Below are 21,009 nucleotides of genomic sequence, written 5' to 3'. Positions count from 1 at the left end.
GACGCCTCACGGGTGCCGCCCGCACCGGTCGCCCGCCGCCCTCCAAGGAGGAGACCGTGAGAATCCGATCCACCTCCGGCCGGCTCACCTCGTTGCTCGCCGCCACCGTCGGCCTGGTCGCCGCCGGCGCGTTCACCGTGCCGGGCGCCGCCTCGGCCGCCCCGTCGAGCTGGAGCGCCAGCCAGCTCGCCCAAGCCGACCACGCCGTCGCAACCTCGGGCGTCGAAGGCATCGCCTGGCGCGTGGAGGCGGGTCGGGTGGTGGTGACCGCCGACGACACCGTCTCCGCCGCGGAGCTGGCGACGATCAGGAAGGGCGCCGGCGCCAACTCCGGCGCGATCCGGATCGACCGGGCGCACGGGACGTTCCGCCCGATGCTGTCCGCCGGCAACGCCATCTACGGCGGTGGCTACCGCTGCTCGCTAGGCTTCAATGTGGTCAAGTCCGGCGTGTACTACTTCCTGACCGCCGGGCACTGCGGCGACGTCGCCAACACCTGGTACACCGATTCCGCGCACAAGACGCTGATCGGCCCGACCATCGGCTCCAGCTTCCCGGGCAACGACTACGCCCTGGTCCGGTACGACAACACCGCGCTGAGCCACCCCGGCGGCTACGCTGCCGCCAACGCGTTCGTCGGCGAAGCGGTGAAGCGCACCGGGTCGACCACCGGCACCCACAGCGGCACGGTGACCGCGCTGAACGTCACCGTCCGCTACACCGGCAGCGGCACGGTCCGGGGCATGATCCAGACCACCGTCTGCGCCGAGCCCGGCGACTCCGGCGGACCGCTCTACGACGGCACCAAGGCGCTCGGCATCACCTCGGGCGGCAGCGGCGACTGCCGGTCCGGTGGCACCACGTTCTACCAGCCCGTACCCGAGGCCGCCGGCGCGTACGGCGTGACGGTCTACTGATCCGCGATCCGGCCCGCCCCGGTCGTGTGCCGGGGCGGGCCGGTCCTGCTCAGGCGGTCTTTCGGGCGACGGCGCCGTACTCCGAGGTGGGGGTGGTGTCGTTGCCGTCCGGACGCCACCGGGAGCAGGTGACCAGGCCCGGTTCGAGAAGTTCGAGGCCGTCGAAGAAGCGGGCGATCTCCTGCGGGGTCCGGATGCTCATCGTTGCCGCGCCGCCCTCGTTCCACATCGCCAGCGCCCGGTCGACCGCGTCGGGGTTGACCTCCCGGGTCGGGTGCGAGACGACCAGGTAGCTTCCGGCGGGCACGGCCTCGACCAGCCGCCGCACGATCCGTACCGCCTCGTCGTCGTCGACGATGAAGTTCACGATGCCGAGCAGCATGACGGCGATCGGCTGCCCGAAGTCCAACGTGCGGCTGGCCTCCGTCAGGATGCGGTCGGGGTCGCGCAGGTCCGCCTCGATGTAGTCGGTGGCGCCCTGCGGGCTGCTGGTCAGCAGGGCCCGGGCGTGCACCAGCACCATCGGGTCGTTGTCGACGTAGACCACCCGGGACTCCGGCGCGGTGGCCTGGGCCACCTCGTGGGTGTTGTTCGCGGTGGGCAGCCCGGTGCCGATGTCGAGAAACTGCCGGATGCCGGCCTCACCGGCGAGGTGGCGGACCGCGCGGCCGAGGAAGTCGCGGTTGAACCGGGCCGACTGGACGAGTTCCGGCATGTAGGCGAGGACCTGCTCGGCGGCCTGCCGGTCGGCGGCGAAGTTGTCCTTGCCGCCGAGGAGGTAGTTCCAGAGACGGGCCGAGTGCGGGACGCTGGTGTCCAGGGCGTCCGCGCGCGACGCGGCGGTCAGGGGCTTCTCCGTCACTGACGCTGCCTTGTGTCCGGTGGGTTCGACACAGCCTAGGTGGCCGCCGCGGCGAACATCAACACGCCCCGGCGCCGGGCGTCACCGACACCCCGGCCGTCCGGGCCCGGCCACCCGGCGGCATCGGGGTGTCCGCTCAGGACTGGCGCAGCGCCGGCATCGGCACCGGGACGGCCAGCGCGGTCGCCCCGGCGCCGGCCCCGCCCTCACAGGTGTTCGGCGGCACGGTGCCGATGCCCCGGGTCGATGGGCGTTCGGCCGCCCAGAACATGAACCCGAGCATGCCGGCGGTGGCGCCTGCGCCGTTGGGGGCGACGCTCTGCACGTACGGCGCGGCCGCGCGCTGCACGGAGGTGGCGTAGTCGACGCATTCCGGCAGCGGCTTGCCGCCGTAGGCGAGGTAGAGGCCACCGGTGAACTTCGCCGGGGCCAGCGGCGGCACCGGTGGGCTGTACTGCGGCTTACCGTCGACGTGCTCCTGCCAGCTCGCCTGCGCGCTGCTGGCCGAGGCGGGCCGGGCGGAGACCATGGCGTTGGCATAGTCGAGGACCGGGGCGTCGGTCCGCAGCCAGTCGGCGGTCGCCTTGCGGTTGAGGGCGATCAGCCACCGGTCGCCGGCGGCCACGTCGATGGTGAGCCGCGCCTCGGGCCGGGCGCCGCTGGGGTCGTACGGGTGGACGGCCCGGTAGGCGTCGATGAAGGACTGAAGGCCGGCGAGGTTGGGGCCGGTGTTCTGCTCGTAGTCGATCTCGATGCCGACGCCGAGCCGGGTGGCGACGGCGGCGGCGCGCTGGCCGAGCAGAGCCGGGTTCTCGGCGAGCGTCGTGTCCCAGTCGTCGGTGTAGGTGATGCCGCCGATGGAGAGCATCACCCGCACGCCGCGGGCGGTGAAGTAGTTGACGATCTCGGGCGTCATGCCCCGCGGCACGCCGTCGAGGGTGGTGGCGTCGGTGCTCTGGCGCAGCAGCGCGAGCGGGTTGACGAAGCTGAGCACCACCAGGTTGACCGAGGGGCGGCCGTCGCCGCGGTCGACCAGCCAGTGGTTCTGGCTGTCGAATTCGGTGACGGTGCGGGCGGTTCCCCAGGTGCAGTAGTCGTTGCCGCAGTGCCAGGCGCCGTAGACCTGGACCGGGGTGGCGGCGAGGGACGCGGCGGCCGGGGGGTGTGGCGGCGCGGCGGCGGCCGGGGTGGCAGTGGCCAGCGCGAGCAGGAGGACTGGCAGGAGTACCGAGCGTCGCATGGGGACCTCCCCGACTCATCAGTACGCCTTGTTTACAGTACGGTCGTGATCGGCGTCAATGCGCGCCGTCCGCCAGCAGCTCGGCGAGGACCCGCCGTTGGAAGGCCCGCGCCTCGGGGCCGCCGGGCGGCGGACCACCCCGGCGGGCCGCGATCGACCGTCCGATCAGGTCGACGTGGTCGCCCCGGCCCAGCAGCCGACGCCCGGCGTCCGCCTTGGACAGCCAGTGGCCGTCGCGGACCTTCACCAGCGCCCGGCAGGCCCCCAGCACCGCGTCCTCCGCGCCGGGCGCCGGGGCGTCGCCGGGCGGGGTGGGCAGCGCCAGCCACCAGGCCAGCGCCTCGGCCAGCAGCCGCCGCAGGTCACCCGGGGCGAGATCGGCGAAGGCCTCGGCGGCCGGCGGGCCGAGCACAGCCAGACCGGCCTGGTGCAGGATGCTCCGGTCGAGCGCGTACCAGAAGCGCCCGTCGGCGGCGGGCCGGTCGGCCGGCGCGTACGTGGCCCGGAACGGCATGGCCGGGCCGGTGTTCAGCTCGACCTCGAAGCCGGGGTCGGGAGTGCCGGAGGCGGCCACCTCGCGCCGGTAGACGACCAGCTCCAGGCCGCGCGCGGGGCAGGGCAGCGCCTCGTGCCGCAGCCGGTCCACCAGCGCCCGCTTCGTCGGCCCGGCCAGCGCCCGCGCGACGACCAGCGCCACGTCCACGTCGCTGCGCCCCGGCTGGTACGCGTCCAGGCCCACCGAGCCGGCCGCGTACGCGCCGACCAGCTCGTCGCCGAGCACGTCGCGCGCCCGGTCGACCAGCTCGCCCAGGTAGCCGCCCACGTCGTCGTTCATGCCGGCCATCCTGCCCGCCCGCCCTCGCCGGACGCGGTCGGGGCCCGGCCGGCGGGCCGCGGCGCCGCCCGGCGACCCGGCGGTTCAGGCCGGGCGGTCGGGGCAGCAGACCGTGAGAGCGCCCGGCACGATCTTCACCTTCAGCCGCTTCGCCGTGGTCCGGGCGCCGCCGTCCAGCTCGTACGTCTTCGGTTCCGCGAAGCGAACCGTCACCTTGCGGCCGCGGGTGATCCGCACGAACGGTGAGTCCTCGGAACGTCCGGCCGCCATCCGGCCCAGGGTGCGGGCCCAGTCGACGGCGCCGCTGGCGGTGGAGACCCCGACCTCCAACGCGCCGTCGTCGGGGCGGGCGTCGTCGAAGGCCGGGATGCCGCCGGTGATCGTGCCGACGTTGCCGAAGAGCACGCAGCTCGCCTCGCCGTCGAACCAGTCGGCGCCGTCGACCCGGATGCGGGTGCGCACCAGCTCGCCGCGGACGTGCCGCAGCCCGGTCCAGACGTACGCGACCCGGCCCAGCCGGCCCTTGAGCTTGCGGTCGGCCTCCCGGATCAGGTCCCCGTCGAAGCCGGCGCCGGCCATCACCGCGAAGTGTTCGCCGTTGAGCCGGCCGAGGTCGAGCGTGCGGCGTCGGCCGTGCAGCGCGATCCGGACCGCCTCCGGCAGGTCGGCGGGAATCCCGAGGTTGGTGGCGAAGAGGTTGGCCGTGCCGGCGGGCAGGATGCCCATCGGGACGTCCGTGCCGGCCAGGGTGTCGGCGCAGCGCTGCACCATGCCGTCCCCGCCCCAGACGATGAGCAGGTCGGCGCCCTTCTTCAGCGCCTTGCGCACCTGCTTCGGCGCCTTGCGGCTCTTCGGCACCTCGTACCAGAGGAGCTGCCCGACGCCGGCGGCGATCAGGCTGGCCCGCAGTTCGTCGAGGCCGCCGCCGAGGGTCTTCCTCCGGTGGGCGACGACCGCGACGGTGCCCACCGCCCGGGCGGCGGCCGGTTCGATGGCGGGGCTCTCGACGGCGCTCGTACTCATGGCCGCCGTGGTACCCAGGGCGGCGAGGTTCCACTCCTGCCCGGCCGCGACGCGCCCGACTCTGATCAGCCGCGCTCTGTGATCGACCGAGCGCTTTCGGTAGAGTGCGGGCGTTGGCCCCGACGCTGTCCGGGGCTCGGAGAGGTGCCGGGGATGAGGCGACGCGGCGAGCGGCTGACGCGGATCGCGCTGCGTCTGGGCCTCCTGGTCGCCGGGGTGACCGGTGCGTGGAGCGTCTACGACGCGGTCACCGGCGACACCGCGTACGCCGCCGACCCGCCGCCCGCCGTCACGGTCACGGGCCCGGTCGACCTCCTCCGGGACGTCCGGTCCCACGTCCTGCCGCCGACGGACCGCCCTGATCCGCCCGGCGCCGCCATGCCGCCGACCAGGAACCGCGGGGCGACGCCACCGGCCGCCTCGACCCGGCCCGCTCCGCCGCCCCTGGCCCACCCGCACCGCACCGCGCCGGGCGCGCCGCCGCACCGCCGGCCGGCGGCCGCGCCGGCCCGCCGGGCCCCGACGCCGGTCCCAGGCACCGGGCCAACAGACCGGGCCGATCCCCCGGTCGACGAGGCGGCAGGTCCACCGCCGGGCCGGACGGCGCCTGCCGCCCCGACGCCGGAACACGCCGGCCGCCCGCCGAACGCCGACGTCACCAAGCGCCGGCCGGACACCGCGGTGCGCCAGTGGTCACCGCGGGAGACGGACGGCACGCACCGCCGCCCCGCACCCCCGCTCCGGTCGGACATCGACCAGCTCCTGCTCGGGTCTGTTCCCGACCCGAGCAGCGCCGGTTCCTCCGGCGCCCCGCACTGCGACGCCGCCGTCGCGTCGGCGGCGGCCTGGACGCCGCCCGTCGTACGGAGACAGCGCTGCCACCAGGCCCGCCCGGACGGCCTCTCCTCCCGATCGCCGCGGCCGGGGACCAGACCCGCCTGAGCAGCGGCCGCCGGAGTGCGCCTGGTGGCCGCTCCGGCCAGTCGTGCGGATCAGTGCCCCGACGGCCCCAGTGGCCCCGTGGCCGACCCGTGGACCGCCGCGCCGGGTGCGCGGCGCCGGGTCGGCGACGCCTCCGATCGTGATCGTCACCAGGAGCTCTTCCATGACCGTGACAACATCCGTCGTCCGCGCCCGATGGCGCGACATCGACCGGATCGTCGATCTCATCACCGACACCCTCTCCCCCACCCCCCTCGGCGCCTGGCTCGTTCCGGACGAGCCGGGCCGATCCGGCGCGCTGGCCGCCGTGGCCCGCATCTGGACGGAGCACGCGCTGCTCTTCGGCGACGCGTTCCTCCTCCAGGACGGCACCGCCGCCACCGTCTGGTTCCACCGCTACCGGCCGATCCCGGCGCCCGCCGGGTACGACGAACGCCTGGGGGCCGCGTGCGGCGCCCACCGCGACCGCTTCCTCCGCCTCGGCCGGACCCTCGCCGCGCGGCGTCCCGCCGAAGCCCACAACCATCTGGCGTTCCTGGCGGTGCCCGGCCCCGACTGGAGGAAGCGGGCCGCCGCCGTCCTCGCCGGCAGTCAACGGTGGATGGACACGCTGGGCCTGCCGACCTACGTGGAGGCGCTCACCACGGCCGACCGGGACCTCCACCAGCGAAACGGGTACTCCAGCGGCGAGGCCTTCCCGCTGCCGGGCGGGGGGATCGCGCATCCGATGTGGCGGCTGTCCCCGTTCTGGGCGGGCCGGATGAGCGGCAACACGGTCGCGCGATGGGCCGCCCGCCACTCGCCCGTCCGGGTGCGCAACGACCGCCTGAGCGGGTACGCCCACCGGTGACGGTGGCCGGCCGGCCAGCGTCAGCGGCCCGGCCGGGACGGACCCGGGGCGGTCCCCCATGAGGGACCGCCCCGGTCGGGGCGCACCTGGATGAGCTAGTCCTGACCGGCCCGGTCGGGCACGGATCCAGCGGCGGCCGCCGAGCCGGGCGTGCCGGCCGAGCCGGACGGCGGACCGGCGGCGGGTTCGAAGACGACCCGGGAGCGCAACTGCCGGAATCCGGTCCGTTCCAGTTCCGCCAGCACCGCCACCCGGTGGGCGTCCACGTCGGCGATCACCTCGCGGGCGCCGCCGGCGGCCAGTACCCCGACCGCCTCGGCCAGCAGCTCGCCCCGGACGGCCTCGTCGAGCAGGCCGAGGTAGGCGATCAGCGGGTAGCAGGCATCCCCGGCCGGTCCGACCACGCCGACCGGCTTCCCGGCGTCCAAGGCGATGCGCCAGTCCCCGACGGGACCGGTCAGCCAGGCCAACGGGTCGGTCGCCAGGTCCACTCCGCCGACCGCCCGCGCCACCTCCACGCCGGTCAGCACGTCCGGCTCGGCGATCCGGGCGACCAGGGCGTTGATCTCCGCCGCGTCGACGGCCGGGCGGAAGGTGTACCGCCCGGAAGTCGCCGGTAGCGGGGTGCCCGTCCAGGAGCATCTCAGCCGCTCCCCGCGCTCGACCAGCCCGGCGAGCCGGGCCGCCGCCATCGGCGCCTTCACCACGGCCAGCACCTCCGGCCGGCGCCGCCAGTGCGCCGGCAGGGCGGCGTAGTACAACTGGGGACCGCCGAGTGCCTCATGGGCGGCGCGCAGCAGCGCGGCCCCCACCTCCGGCTCGGCGTCCAGGTCGAACCGTTCCAGCCAGGGGGCGCCGACGGCACCCGGCAGGAGGAGCCACGCCGCGCGGCCGACCACCCGGCCGGCTCGGAGGGCGACCCAGGTGTTCTCGGGCCGGTAGCCACCGCCGGCGATCCCGTCGGCGTAACCGACCTGGCGCAGTTGGGGCAGCGGGTCGGGCATGGAATCGAACAGACTCTCCTCGCCCGCGACGAGCGGACGGATGACCAGATCGGTCACAGGTTGATCCTCCGGAAAGCGAGCGCCCCGGGGTCAGATCCGCGTGGACGCCGGGGCGCGGAGGGGGCGCAGAACATCGGACATTGTTCTGACCTCCTCCCAGCTCGACGGCGTGCGTGGGAACCTACTCCATGGGCTCGCCCGCCGCAATCCGGTTGACCACCGAGCCAGCGTTCCCTGCCGTCGGCCAGCATGAGCAACGCGCACCTCCGCTAGCCTGGCACCGCGAACGAGCTCACGATTCGGCCGACCAGTCGGAGGGTATCGGGTGCGGGTGCTTCATAACGGTGACAACTACAACGCCGCCGACGGTTCCGGAGCGCGGGTCGCCCCCGCGGGACGGAAGCGTCGGCGCCACCGCATTCTGATCTTCCTGGCCGTGTTCGCGCTGCTCGCCGGCTCCGGCCTGGTGGCCGGCGGCTACTACTTCGACAGCGTGCCCACTCCCACCGACCTCAGGCTGCCGGAGTCGACCACGGTCTACTACGCGGACGGCCGCACGAAGATGGCGACGCTGGGCGCGGAGAACCGGACGATCGTGCCGTACGACCAGATGAACGACTCCGCCAAGCAGGCGATCGTGGCGGCCGAGGACCGCAGCTTCTGGACCAACAAGGGCATCGACTTCTCCGGCGTGCTGCGCGCCGCCTGGTCGAACGTGACCGGCGGCCAGCGGCAGGGCGCGTCGACCATCACCCAGCAGTATGCGCGGGTCGCCGCCGACCTCAAGGGCGTCACCTATTCCCGCAAGCTCCGGGAGGCGGTCATCGCCTGGAAGCTCGACGACAAGTACGCCAAGGAGGAGATCCTCGGCTTCTACCTGAACACGGTGCCGTTCGGGCGGGGCGCGTACGGCATCGAGGCGGCCGCGCAGACGTACTTCGGTAAGACGGTGCGTCGGGACGCGCCGGCGGCCAACCAGTTGACCCCGGCGGAGGCGATGGTGCTCTGCGCGATGGTGAAGCAGCCGGAGGCCGACCCGAACGACCCCGAGGGCTCGCCCGGCTACGACCCGCGGCGCAACGCGAAAGCCCGGCAGAACTCGATCGACCGGTGGAACTACATCCGCGACGGCATGGTGAAGCTGGGGTACCTGTCGGCGGAGGACGCGGCGAACCTGGCGTACCCGGACGACGTGAAAACGATCGACCCGAACGCCGGCCGGTCCGGGCTCGACGGGCCGACCGGCCTGGTGGTCAACCACGTGCTCAGTGAGCTGCGGCAGACCGACGCGTTCAAGGGCAAACCGGCCGACTTCATCCGCAACGGTGGGTTCAAGATCGTCACCACCATCGACAAGCGGGTCCAGGACGCCGCCGAGGCGGCCGCCGACATCCGGCGCGACAGCGCGCCGGAGGCGGTCCGCGGGCAGCCGAAGAACTGGCAGGCCGCGCTGGTGGCGGTGGAGCCGGGCACCGGCCGGGTGCTGGGCTACTACGGCGGCAACGACGGCAACGGCGCCGACTACGCCGGGTGGTACTACGACGAGAACGGGGAGGCCCGCGGCTTCGGCCAGCACCCGCCGGGATCGTCGTTCAAGGTGTACGACCTGGCCGCCGCCGTACGGGACAAGATCTCCGTGAAGGAGCACTTCGACTCGCCGGAGACCAAGGAGTTCCCGGAGTCGGGCCGGACCAAGGGCAGCCCGGCCGGCCCGATCCGCAACGCCGAGCACGCACCGTGCCAGCCGGACTGCGCGCTGTGGGAGGCCACCGTGGCCTCGCTCAACGTCACCTACTTCGAGCTGACCGAGAAGCTCGGCACGGCGAAGGTGATCGACATGGCCACCCGGGCCGGCGTCGACTCGATGTGGGCCACGGAGAAGGGCAACCCTCGGCCGCAGCGGGTCGAGCTGCGCGGCCAGCCGGCCGAGGAGATGGCGGGACGCTTCTCCACCGAGGTCGGCATCGGCCAGTACGGCATCGCCGTGCAGGACCACGCCAACGGGATGGCGACGTTCGCCGCCGGCGGGAAGCGGGCCGAGCAGCACTTCGTCCGGTCGGTCACCAAGGGTGACGAGCGCGTGTTCGCCGAGCGGCTGGTGCAGACCGACGTCGGGCTCGACAAGGAGGCGATCAACCAGCTCGACTGGACGTTGAGCCGGGTGAAGGCCGCCAAGCTGGACAACGGGTGGGACTCCGCCGGCAAGACCGGCACCTGGCAGGCCGGCCAGAGCACCACCCAGAACGTGCACACCTGGATGGTCGGCTACACGGGCGCGCTGGCGGCCGCGGTGTGGCTCGGCACCAGCGACGGCAAGCCACTGAAGACGAAGGACGGCAGCTACGAGGTGTACGGGTCCTCCGGCCCGGGGCCGATCTGGCGGCAGTTCATGGAGCAGGCCACCGCCGCGCTGAAGCTCGACCCGGACAAGTACCGGTTCGGCACCCCGGAGTTCCCGGACGACGCCCCGGAACCCACCGCCACCCCGGAGACGCCGAAGCCGACCACCGCGTCCCCGACGCCGACCGCCCGGCCGACGCCGAGCGCCCGGCCGACCTGCGACCCGGCGCCCTGCGGCAGCGCGAGCCCGAGCGGCCGGCCGACGAGCACCCCCACCCGGTCGCCGTCGCCACTCCCCTCCCTGACCCTGTCGCCGTCCCGCACCAGGAAACCGGGGTGACGGTGACCGCCGGCCGCCGGCCTCAGCGCAGCCGGTTGGCCCACCGCCAGTTGGACAGGAAGCCGTGCTTGCGGCCACCGAAGAAGTAGGACCAGGCGGGGGCTCGCGACGTACGGGCCGATCTCGTCGAAGACCGCCCTCGCCTCGGCGCGGCGGTCGGAGAGCGCGTAGGCGAGGGCGATCCAGTTGCGGCACACCATCGCGTCGGCGTGGGTGGGCGGCCCGGCCGCCCGCCACTTCGCCACGCACGCGTCGAGTTCCCGCTGCATCTCGGGGCGCTGGAAGTACCGGCGGCAGGCGAGCACCCCCTTCGGGGTCGGCGTGCCCCAGTTGAACTCACGCATCGCGTACTCGAAGTGGGCGAATTGGTTTCGGAACACCGCGGGAGCATAACGGCGACGCCCGACCTGCACGGGCCGGACGGCGCCGATGCCCACGCCCGGCGCCGGGTACGGAGACAGCACCCCCGCACCCGGCGCCGGTGCCGTCACAGCTCGCGTACCCGCACGTCGCGGAACTCGATCAGGTCGTTGGTGCCGTGGTTCTGCAACCCGACGAACCCGCTGAGGAACTGCCGCAGGTCGGTGGGCGGGTCGCCCTGGCGGGACGACGCCTTGCCGGGCGTGTTGTCGAACTCGTTGATCACCACGCCGTTGCGGATGATCGTGTAGTGCTGCCCGACCACCCTGACCTCGTAGTCGTTCCACTGGGCCTTCGGGGTCACCCCGGCCTGGTCCAGCCCGATCGGGTCGAAGTTGTAGATCGACCCGGTCTTCTGCGGCTCACCGGTGGACCCGTCGTAGATCTGGATCTCGTGGCCGCAGTAGATCGCGACCCAGGCCTGGGAGGTCCGGGCCGATCCGACCGTGCCGCAACTGCCGGCCGGCCGCTGGTCCACCGGGGTCCGCGGGTCCGGGAACCGGGTGAAGACGCCGCTGTTGGCGTTGACGCCGGCGGCGGAGACGTCCCGGAACTTCATCCGCAGAGAGAAGTCGGCAAACTCGTCCTTGGCGTACCAGAGCATGCCGAGCCCGCCGGAGCTGCGGATCGAGCCGTCGGGTCGCAGCGCGAACGACCCGCCGGGCGCCTGCCGCCAGTCGGCCAGCGACTGCGCGGTGCCGTCGAACAGCGACCGGTACCCGCCGACCTTGCCGATCTCCGACTGGGCCGCCGCCCGGCTCAGCGTCGCCGACTCCCGGTTGTCGAGGACGCCGTCGGCCCGGAGCTGGTTGACCACGTCGTTGACGTGGCTGACGAACTGGCCGTGGTTCGACCAGTTGCGCTCGTCGTCGATCAGGTCGTTGACGGTGCAGTTGCCGCCGGCCTGCCGGTTGGCCACGCCGGTGTCGGTGTCGAGCAGCTGCACCGTCTTGCGGGCGTCCGGCGCCGCGCAGCCGGCGACGACCTCGATCTTCGCGGTGGCCACCTCGCCGTCGGCGTAGGTCACCTTGAGCGTGGCCTGGTAGGTGCCGTAGTCGGCGTAGGTGTGCGTCGGGTTGGCCTCGTGCGACGGCGCGCTGCCGTCACCGAAGTTCCACTCCCAGGCGACGCCGCCGGCCTTGGCGCTGGAGAAGGCGATCGTCTTCGGGCTGCTCTGCGCCACGGCCCGGGCGATGGCGTCGCTTGGCCGCGGCGTCGCCGGGCCGCCCTGGTAGGCGACGCGGATCAGCTTCTGGTTCGAGTGCAGGCTGAAGAAGCCGCCGGCGTAGTCCAGCATGTAGAGCGCGCCGTCCGGGCCGAACTTGGCGTCCATCCAGGACTGGAGCTGGTTGGCGCCGCTGCCGGAGCGGATGATCTGGCGCAGGTCCTCGGCGAACGCCGGCGGGCCGTGGTCGGCGACCTTGTCCGGGTCCACGGTGACCGCGATCCGGTTGTTGGCGTTGGACTCGTCACCGATGAACCACTTGTTGTCCCAGTACGCCGGCCAGGCGACGCCGCTGTCGACGTCGACCTTCTCCCGCTGGTAGGTCGGGCCGTTCATGATGGCCTGGCCGCCGCCCTTGAGGTACGGCTGGGTGAACGTCTCCTCGCCCGGCACGTACGTGGGCAGGCCGCTGCCGTCGGTCCGCTTCGGGTAGACCGGGCCGCCGCCCTGCGGCGAGTACCAGATCATGTTGTCCCGGGCCGGCGGGATGTTGACGAGCCCGGTGTTGCGCGGCGACTCGTTCTTCAGGTTGTCGCAGTCGTACCAGCCGGTCAGCACGTTCGCGTCGGCAGAGCTGCGGTCCCGGTACGGCTGCCGGTTGCCCATGCAGTACGGCCAGCCCTGGTTGCCGGCCGAGGTGATGATCGTGGCGGTCTCGTACTTCGCCGGTCCGAGGTCCGGGCTCGGGCCGCCGGCGTCGGGGCCGACCCACGCGGCCGTCAGCCAGTGGTTGACCGGGTCCCAGGCGATCCGGGCGATGTTGCGCACGCCCATCACGTAGATCTCCGGGCGGGCCCTGCCGCCGCCCTCCTCCTTGCCGGTGAACAGGTTGCCCTGCGGGATCGTGTAGGTGCCGTCCGCCTCCGGGTGGATGCGCAGGATCTTGCCGTTGAGGTCGTTGGTGTTGCCGGCGGTACGCCGGGCGTCCTGGAACGAGGTGCCCTTGTAGTCCTGGGTCCAGTTGTTGCCGGAGTACCCGTTCGACCCGCCGGAGGAGTTGCTGTCACCGCTGCCGATGTAGAGGTTGCCGCTCTCGTCGAACGTCATGCCGCCGCCCGCGTGGCAGCAGCTGTGGATCTGGGTGTCCCAGTGCAGCAGGTCCTTGCGGGTGCCCTGGTCGAGCGACTGGTTCGCGGCGTCGTAGGTGAACCGGGAGACGGTCCGCTGGCCGATCCGCCGATCCCGGTCGATGGACTCGTGCGGCATCCAGTAGACGTAGACCCAGCCGTTCTGCGCGAACTTCGGGTCGAGGGTGATGCCGACCAGACCCTCCTCGTTCTTCACCAGTTCGCTGCCGCTGCCCCGGTTGCCCATCACGGCCAGAGTGGTGAGCAGCTTGGCCTGCTTGGTCTTCGGGTCCCACTGGTGGATGGTGCCGCAGCCGAGACCGACCTTCGGGTCGTCCCAGCTGGCGATCGGCCCGGTCGGGCAGGCCGCCTTGCCGATGTAGAGGACCTTGCCGTCGGGGGCGACGGTCAGGCCGTGCGGCTCGCCGATCTGGTCGAGCTGGCCCGCCTGGTTGGTCGCGGTGAGCCGCTCGATCCGGTAGTTCGACGCGATGGTCGCCTGGCAGTCACCCCGCACCATGCCGGTCGTCCACTTGATGGCGCCGGCCAGGTGGCCCTGGAACTGCTTGTCGGTGGTCCAGCTCGCCTCGGTACGGCCCATGCCGGTGAAGAACGAGCGGCCGCCGTCGTAGTCCTGGCACCAGGAGATCGGGTGGAACGCCCCGTTGCCGCTCAGACCGGCGTTGTAGGTGCCCTCCTCGACCTGCGCGATGGTGTGGACCTTGCCGATCGGGCTCGGGTCCCAGTTGATCCACTGGTCGGAGCGGGTCCAGGTCAGCGGGAGCCCCTTGTTCGCCGCGTGCTGCCGGTCGGTGACGTCGACGACCGCCCGCTGCACGGTGCTGTCCGGAGCGGGTCCGGCATCGGGGCCGATCAGCCACAGCTCGGCCAGCTGGACCAGCGGCTCGCCGCTGTTCGCGGTGACGTTCAGCCGGTAGTGCTGGTACGCCGTGCCGTTGTCGAAGCTGTACTGCTTGGTCTGGAACCGCTGCGGGAAGCTCTCCCCGGTCCGGGTGTCCAGGTCGGTCCAGGTGGTGCCGTCCTGGGAGCCCTGCAGGGTCCAGTCCTTCGGGTCCCGGCCGGGGGAGTCGTTGGCCGAGGTCAACGCGTAGCGGGACACCACGACCGGCTTGGCCAGCTTGGCCGCGAGCCACCCGGTCGGGGAGAACGCCAGCCACTTGGTGCCCGTCGACCCGTCGATCGCCTTCGCGGCGGTCTCGTTCGGCGGGTTCTCGGCGCTCGCCGTGGCCGAGACCGGCTTCTCGGCGTTGGGCAGGCCGGCGGCCGGACGGGTGCCGATCAGACCGGTGAACCAGGAAGACTCCGGCTGGGCCCGCGCGGCGTCGTGGACGCCGACGAAACCGCCGCCACCCTTGACGTACGCCTGGAAGGCCGCTTCCTGGGCGTCGTTGAGCGTGACCCCGTTGGCGGAGAGGAACACCACGCCGCGGTAGCGGGCCAGGTTGCCGAAGGTGAACACCGTCGGGTCGGCGGAGTCGTCGACGGTGAAGCCGTGCTGCTCGCCCAGCTCTCTGATGGTGGCGGTGGCCTTGGCGACCGGGTCGTCCTGCTTGTCCGTCGGACCGTGGAAGACCAGCACCTTCACCGCCGCCGCGGCCTCGGCGGCGGCCGCCGGGGTGGGGCTGACGGCCTGGGCGGGCAGGGCCAGCACGCCGAGCGCCAGCGCGGCGCTCGACGCCAGGGCGCCGACGCGGCGCGGCGCGGGGACGCGACGCGGAGTGGTCAGGGTGGGTGGTGTGGGTGTGGTGGAACCCGTCGAGTCGGCGCGGAGGCGTCCGACCCAGCGGGAGATCCGGAAATGGCGTCTGTGAGCCATCTCGACTCCTCCTGGGTTGAGGGACAAAATCTTCCGGTCGTCCGTCGATGACGGCGGACGGAACCGCTGGTCAGTTGTGCTGGTGCGCTGCGCCCTCGGTGGCGGTCGCGGAGGTGGTGCCGGCGGTGGCCGGTGCGGCCGCCGGGTGCTGGTGATCCATTCCCGGGGGCATCTGCCCGTTCTCGTCGAGGACGTGCAGCATCGTCGACATGCCGGCGTCGGAGTGGAACTGCATGTGGCAGTGCAGCATCCAGTGCCCCGGTCCCACCGCGTCACCGGCCACCACCTGTACGCCGAAGGAGTCGCCGGGGCCGAGCGTCTTGTTGTCGATGACCGGTACTGAGTCGGCGAACGGTTGGCCGTTGCTCACCACACCCGTCCGGGTGTCCGCCCAGGAGTGGCCGTGCAGGTGGAAGGTGTGCATGTCGTTTCCGATGCCGACGACGATGAACTCCACCCGCTCCCCCTTCCTGGCGACCAGGCAGGTCGGGCCGGGCTGCGGGTTCTCCGCGGCGCAGGTGTCGGTGGCCTCGCCGCGGCGCAGGTTGATGCTCTGCCGGTCACCGAAGGCCGTCACGTACGTCCGGTCCGGCTTCGGGTCGCCCGGACGGCGGACGACCAGCCCGCCGAAGAGCCCGGCGGAGAGCCCCTGGGTGCCGTGCGGGCCACCCACCACATGGTCGTGGTACCACCAGTAGCCGGCGGTGCCCTGCGACCCGGTCCGGTTGTTGCGGGGCGCCGCGTACCAGGTGTAGGTGCGCGACTCACCCGGCGGGACGTACGACGCGCTCTGCACCGTGCCGTCGGACTGCTGGGTGTACTTGACCCCGTGGACGTGCAGCGAGACTCCCAGCGGGTGGGCGGGGTTGGTGCGAAGCTGCGCCAGCGTCTCGGCGGGCACCTGGTTGTGCAGGGTGATGGCGAGGCACTCCCCCTCCATCATCTCCATCGTCGGCCCCGGGTAGGAGGCGGTCTGCGGGGTGAGGCCGTAGCCGAGCCGGATCTGGGTGCCGTCCTTCGGCAGCTCCACCGCGTACAACTGGAGGCTGCGATCCGGCTTGACGCAGCCGTCCGGGCGCTCGGCGAACATCCCGGTGCCGGCGGCCGCCAGCCCGCCGGCACCGACCAGGGTCAGCAGCACGACCGCCGCAACCACCAGCATCCGCCGCCCGCCGGGGCGGGGCCGGTCGGACCGGGTCACCGGTCCGGGCTCGGCCGCCGGGTCGTCCTCCACCAGCCGCCAGGCCGTCATCGGGCACCCCGCAGCTCGACCATGCGCTGGTAGCTGCGCTCGGCGGCGCCCAGTGAACCCGGCGGGTTCGGCTGGGCGTTCGGCGCGGTGTCCTGCTCCCACAGGAACTCGAAGCGTCCCCGGCCCTTCAGCTCACCGAAGAACTCGGCGAACGGGATGACCCCGGCGCCGAACTCGACGTCCAGGTAGGAGTTGCCCTGCTGGGGGTCGGGCAGCGGGACGCCGTCCTTGACGTGGAACAGCGGGAAGCGCTCGGGGTGGGCGTTGACGTAGTCGACCGGGCGGAAGCCGGGGTACTTGCGGGCCCCGCCGTACGCCCAGAGGATGTCCATCTCCAGGTACACGTACCGCGGGTCGGTGAGTTCCAGGAACAGGTCGTACAGCCGCACGTCGGGGCGGTCGACCGCGAAACTGAACTCGATGGTGTGGTTGTGCTGGTAGAGCTTGATGCCCCGGGCAGCGGCGGCGGCGCCCCACGCGTTGAACTCCGCGGCCGCCGCCTGGTACCCGGCGATCGTGCGGTCACCGGTGGGCGCCTGGGCGGTGCCGAGGGTCGGCATGCCGAGGGTCTCTGCGACCTCGAGCTCCCACTCCAGGTTGGTCCGGAAGTCGTTCAGTCCGCGGTGGCTGCCCGCCGCCTTCAGGCCGTTGTCGTCCAGCAGCTGCCGGATCTGAGCCGGAGTGATCGCGCCGACGGCACCCTGGGTGTAGCCGGCGAACTCCACCTCCTGGTAGCCGATGCGGGAGAGCTCCTCGAAGACCGCCGCGAATCCGACCTGCGCGATCTTGTCCCGGACGCTGTAGAGCTGGATGCCCATGCGTCCGCGCGGGATGAGCTGGCCGTTCGAGTCCGCCGCCGAGGCCGCGGCCGGCAGGGCACCGGTGAGGCTGGCGGCGCTGACCGCGACCGTCGACCCGGCGAGCCCGCGCAGCAGTGCGCGGCGGTCGATTCTGTTCCTTGCCATGGTGGTGGTTTCCCTTCGCTCGCTCAGCAGCAGGAGCTCGAGTTGCCGGCCGCTCCGTCGGGGCAGCACGGGTTCAGCGGTGCGATCCGCACGTCGCGGAAGCTGATGACGTCGGCGGTGCCGTGGTTCTGCAGGCCGATGTATCCGCGCGCGCTCTGCCGTCCGGCCCCGCCGGGGTCGTCCGCCCGGGGCGGGCTGAAGACCGCGTCCGGGCTGTTCACGTAGTCGTTGATCAGCTCTCCGTTGCGGAAGACGGAGTAGTGCTGCCCGACCACCCGGATCTCGTAGTCGTTCCAGGTGCCCTTTCCGGTGACGTGGGCGCTGGCCAGGTCGACCCGGTCGAAGCCGTACACCGAGCCGCTCTTGTACTGGTCACCGTCGGGCCGGTCGAGGATCTGGAGCTCGTGGCCGTACTTGATGGCCACCCACTCGGGGCGGGACTCGGCGGGGTGCTGGCGCACGTCCGGGAAGCGGACGAACACCCCGCTGTTGGCCCGGGCGTCCCCGGGGGCGTCGTCGCGCCACCGCAGCTTCAGCGAGAAGTCGCCGTACGCGGACACCGGGAACCAGAGCATGCCGAGGCCCGGTACGGGCTTGCTGGTGATGGACCCGTCCGCGTTGCGGGTGAAGCCGCCCGCGCCGACCTGCTGCCAGCGGCCGAAGGACGCGGTCGTGTTGTCCAGCAGCGGCTGGTAGCCGTTCTTCTCGTCCGGCTTGCCGACGCCGGAGCGGCCGGCGGCGCTCACCAGTCGCCCGTGCTCCTGGTGGCTGATGACGCCCAGGTGGTGCAGGTGCTCGGCGATCGTCGTCACGTGGCTGACGAACTGGCCGTGGTTGGGCCAGCTCCGCTCGTCGGAGATGACGTTGTTGATCGTGCAGTCGCCCTCGACGACCCGGTTGGGCACACCGCTGTCCACGGTGCCGAGCCACACGGTCGGGCGGGTGTCCTTGACCGGGCAGTCGGGGCCGGGCCCGCTCGCCACCACGGTGAACGTGACCGACGCGGTGCCCGAGGTGTTGCCGGCCTTGTCGGTGGCCCGGTAGCTGAACGTGTGCTGGCCGGGCTGGTTCACGGTGACCGGTGCCGAATACCGGCTGTAGGGCTGCCCGTCGAGGGAGTACTCGATCCGGTCGACGCCCGAGCCCGCGTCCGCGGCCGACAGGATGACGGTGGCGCTGCCCAGGTAGGCGCCGTTGTCGTCCAGTTGGCCGGACACGGCGGCGGTCGCGGTGGGCGGGGTGGTGTCGGCCGGCGGCGTCTGCACCACCGTGAACGACACCGACTGCGCCGACGAGGTGTTACCCACCTTGTCGGTCGCCCGGTACGACACCGTGTGCTGACCCGGCTGGTTCACCGTCACCGGCGCCGAGTAGCCCGCGTAGGGCTGCCCGTCCAGGGAGTACTCGACCCGGTCCACACCCGAGCCGGTGTCCGTCGCCGACAGGGTCACCGTCGCGCTCCCGACGTACGCGCCGTTGGCGTCCTTCTGACCGCTCACCACCGCGGTGGCGGTGGGCGGCGTCGTGTCGGCCGGCGGCGTCTGCACCACCGTGAACGACACCGACTGCGCCGACGAGGTGTTACCGGCCTTGTCCGTGGCCCGGTAGCTGACCGTGTGCTGACCGGTCTGGTTCACCGTCACCGGCGCGGAGTAGCCGGTGTAGGCGCCCCCGTCGAGGGAGTACTCGACCCGGTCCACACCCGAGCCGGTGTCCGTCGCCGACAGGGTCACCGTGGCACTGCCCACGTACGCGCCGTTGGCGTCCTTCTGCCCGGTCACCGCCGCCGTCATCGTCGGCGGCGTGGTGTCCGCCGGCGGCGTCTGCACCACCGTGAACGACACCGACTGCGCCGACGAGGTGTTGCCGGCCTTGTCGGTGGCCCGGTACGACACCGTGTGCTGACCCGGCTGGTTGACCGTCACCGGCGCCGAGTAGCCGGCGTAGGGCTGCCCGTCGAGGGAGTACTCGATCCGGTCCACGCCCGAGCCGGTGTCCGTCGCCGACAGGGTCACCGTCGCGCTGCCCACGTACCCGCCGGTCGCATCCTTGTCCCCGGACACCGCGGCCGTCACGCTCGGCGGCGTGGTGTCCGCCGGCGGCGTCTGCACCACCGTGAACGACACCGACTGCGCCGACGAGGTGTTACCCGCCTTGTCCGTGGCCCGGTAGCTGACCGTGTGCTGACCGGTCTGGTTCACCGTCACCGGCGCGGAGTAGCCGGTGTAGGCGCCCCCGTCGAGGGAGTACTCGACCCGGTCCACACCCGAGCCGGTGTCCGTCGCCGACAGGGTCACCGTCGCGCTGCCCACGTACGCGCCGTTGGCGTCCTTCTGCCCGGTCACCGCCGCCGTCACCGTCGGCGGCGTGGTGTCCGCCGGCGGCGTCTGCACCACCGTGAACGACACCGACTGCGCCGACGAAGTGTTACCCGCCTTGTCCGTCGCCCGGTAGCTGACCGTGTGCTGACCCGTTTGGTTCACGGTCACCGGCGCCGAATAGGTGCCGTACGGGCCCCCGTCCAGGGAGTACTCCACCTTGTCGACACCCGAACCGGTGTCCGTCGCCGACAGGGTGACCGTGGCACTGCCCACGTAGGCGCCGTTGGCGTCCTTCTCGCCGGTCACCGCCGCCGTCACCGTCGGGGCCGTGGTGTCCGACCCGCCGTCGCTGACGACCAGGAGACCGGTCATGCCGCCGTGGCCGGGGATCGAGCAGAAGTACCGGTAGGTGGCGGGCGTGAGGACCACGTCGACCGTCCACCGGCCCCCGTTGCTGTCCGATGGGTCGGCCAGGATGTTCACGTCGACATCGCTGTTGTACGCGGGGTTCCCGGTCTCGAAGGTGAGGGTGTGCTGCATGCCGGTGGTGTTGCCGGTCGCCGCGCTGTTCTCGAACACGAGGGTGGCCGGTCCGGCCGTGGCGGTCGTCGGCGCGGACCGGTACGACAGAAAGTTGTCGCCGGCGGTCCAGGTGAGGACCTGGGCCTGGAGCTGTTGCGACGGCGCGGTCGCCGCCGGCCGTTCCGGATCAGTCGGACGCGCGTTCGCCGGGGACGCAGCCACGGCGGCGGTCAGCAGGAGGACCATCGTGGCGATGGTCGCCATCGGTCTCCTGAGCCGGCTCACGGCGAGCCGGCCGCGCGGTGGATGTGAATTCATGGATGCCTCTTTCACGGTCCGGAGGAGCACCGGGCGGAGCGTGCGTCGGCCCGTCGATGTCAGGAGTTGTCGGAGCTACCCGGCGGCCCCTCCCTGGCCGCGCGGGATCCCCGGCCGTGGCGGTCGCCACGGTCGTCCTGTGTGGATTGATGGCCCGATGTCGGCGGCGAGCCGGATCGCACGCGGCATCGGACGCGGTTCCGCGTCGGAGCTGACGGGTAGTCGTCGGGTACGGACGGACGTCGGTCGACCCGCGGCGCGTGCCCGCGCCGGGTCGCCGTGGTGCGGCGTTGACCCGGGGACGGCCATCCCTGGCCGGTCGTGGCCTCCGGACGGGTTGCGCCGCCTGAAGGTCACAGTCGAGAACTACCGTGCCGGTTCATCTCGACGAAACATATTGACAATGACCGACCCTACTAACTTCCTCTCAGGGTGTCCATAGCTTTCGTCGATGTGCCAGCTACTTTTCGCTTGCACAAACGAAAGTAGCCTCGCGAATCGCCAGGCGGTCGTGCCACGCGTGCCACGGTGGACGGAGCGCGTTGCGGCGACGCAGACGTCTCCGGAGCGGGTCCCCGACGCCGGCGGCCCCGAAGTCGATGACGCCGCCGGGGCCGCCCGTCGCGGAGCAGCACATTGCCGGGGGGGCGCCAAGGCGCACCATCAGCGGATAGCGGCATATGCCGCAAGTCGGGCCGCCCTCCATCGACTGCCATGAACATAAGGGCT

General features: G+C 72.3%; 13 protein-coding genes. 4 read left to right on the top strand and 9 right to left on the bottom strand.

Going from position 1 to position 21,009, the window contains the following annotated elements; all coding sequences use genetic code 11:
- The first annotated feature begins 56 nt into the window (after positions 1-56).
- Positions 57-917 carry a S1 family peptidase gene (locus GA0070613_RS22325; RefSeq protein ID WP_089014077.1) on the top strand — a complete coding sequence of 287 codons (861 nt, stop codon included), beginning with the start codon at positions 57-59 and terminating at the stop codon, positions 915-917.
- A 49-nt stretch (positions 918-966) separates the two neighbouring features.
- Here GA0070613_RS22325 and GA0070613_RS22320 read toward each other — a convergent pair whose 3' ends face one another.
- The 4 genes from GA0070613_RS22320 to GA0070613_RS22305 all read right to left on the bottom strand — a co-directional run bounded on the left by GA0070613_RS22320 (position 967) and on the right by GA0070613_RS22305 (position 4,877).
- The gene (locus tag GA0070613_RS22320) at positions 967-1,779 is read right to left on the bottom strand and encodes an SAM-dependent methyltransferase (RefSeq protein WP_172875872.1); all 813 of its coding nucleotides are present in this window, start codon (positions 1,777-1,779) and stop codon (positions 967-969) included.
- A gap of 136 nt (positions 1,780-1,915) precedes the next feature.
- Positions 1,916-3,019 carry a glycoside hydrolase family 18 protein gene (locus GA0070613_RS22315; RefSeq protein ID WP_157746439.1) on the bottom strand — a complete coding sequence of 368 codons (1,104 nt, stop codon included), beginning with the start codon at positions 3,017-3,019 and terminating at the stop codon, positions 1,916-1,918.
- A 55-nt stretch (positions 3,020-3,074) separates the two neighbouring features.
- Positions 3,075-3,854, bottom strand: a complete 780-nt coding sequence (locus GA0070613_RS22310; protein ID WP_089014076.1) for a nucleotidyltransferase — start codon at positions 3,852-3,854, stop codon at positions 3,075-3,077.
- Positions 3,855-3,938: 84 nt separating this feature from the next.
- Positions 3,939-4,877, bottom strand: a complete 939-nt coding sequence (locus GA0070613_RS22305; protein WP_089014075.1) for a diacylglycerol/lipid kinase family protein — start codon at positions 4,875-4,877, stop codon at positions 3,939-3,941.
- A gap of 153 nt (positions 4,878-5,030) precedes the next feature.
- On the opposite strand from GA0070613_RS22305, the gene GA0070613_RS22300 reads away from it, so the two are divergent.
- Together GA0070613_RS22300 and GA0070613_RS22295 are read left to right on the top strand one after the other, a co-directional pair.
- Positions 5,031-5,819 carry a hypothetical protein gene (locus GA0070613_RS22300; protein WP_089014074.1) on the top strand — a complete coding sequence of 263 codons (789 nt, stop codon included), beginning with the start codon at positions 5,031-5,033 and terminating at the stop codon, positions 5,817-5,819.
- A 163-nt stretch (positions 5,820-5,982) separates the two neighbouring features.
- Complete coding sequence (locus tag GA0070613_RS22295; RefSeq protein ID WP_089014073.1) at positions 5,983-6,669, top strand: hypothetical protein; 687 nt, start codon at positions 5,983-5,985, stop codon at positions 6,667-6,669.
- A 95-nt stretch (positions 6,670-6,764) separates the two neighbouring features.
- On the opposite strand, the gene GA0070613_RS22290 is transcribed toward GA0070613_RS22295, so the two are convergent.
- Positions 6,765-7,730: an acetyltransferase gene (locus GA0070613_RS22290; RefSeq protein ID WP_231929372.1), complete on the bottom strand. Its 966-nt coding sequence runs from the start codon at positions 7,728-7,730 to the stop codon at positions 6,765-6,767.
- 268 nt (positions 7,731-7,998) lie between these two features.
- Here GA0070613_RS22290 and GA0070613_RS22285 point away from each other — a divergent pair, with 268 nt between their 5' ends.
- Positions 7,999-10,353, top strand: coding sequence for a transglycosylase domain-containing protein (locus GA0070613_RS22285; RefSeq protein WP_231929371.1), 2,355 nt, complete (start codon positions 7,999-8,001; stop codon positions 10,351-10,353).
- Positions 10,354-10,840: 487 nt separating this feature from the next.
- Here GA0070613_RS22285 and GA0070613_RS22280 read toward each other — a convergent pair whose 3' ends face one another.
- The 4 genes from GA0070613_RS22280 to GA0070613_RS33070 form a co-directional block, all read right to left on the bottom strand.
- A complete protein-coding gene (locus GA0070613_RS22280) occupies positions 10,841-14,902 on the bottom strand; it encodes a ThuA domain-containing protein (protein WP_089014072.1) in 4,062 nt (1,353 codons plus the stop codon).
- 70 nt (positions 14,903-14,972) lie between these two features.
- Entirely contained in the window at positions 14,973-16,154 is a 1,182-nt protein-coding gene (locus GA0070613_RS22275; protein ID WP_197698949.1) for a multicopper oxidase domain-containing protein, read from the bottom strand.
- Positions 16,151-17,119, bottom strand: a complete 969-nt coding sequence (locus GA0070613_RS22270; protein WP_089016117.1) for a sugar phosphate isomerase/epimerase family protein — start codon at positions 17,117-17,119, stop codon at positions 16,151-16,153. Before GA0070613_RS22270 ends, GA0070613_RS22275 begins: the two co-directional genes overlap by 4 nt.
- 23 nt (positions 17,120-17,142) lie before the next feature.
- Positions 17,143-20,280 (bottom strand): OmpL47-type beta-barrel domain-containing protein, encoded by a 3,138-nt coding sequence (locus GA0070613_RS33070; protein ID WP_408630961.1) that lies wholly within the window; start codon positions 20,278-20,280, stop codon positions 17,143-17,145.
- Positions 20,281-21,009: the final 729 nt, after the last annotated feature.

The sequence above is a fragment of the Micromonospora inositola genome, assembly GCF_900090285.1.
GTDB classification, from domain to species: domain Bacteria; phylum Actinomycetota; class Actinomycetes; order Mycobacteriales; family Micromonosporaceae; genus Micromonospora; species Micromonospora inositola.
This window is presented reverse-complemented; position numbering and strand designations above follow the sequence as displayed.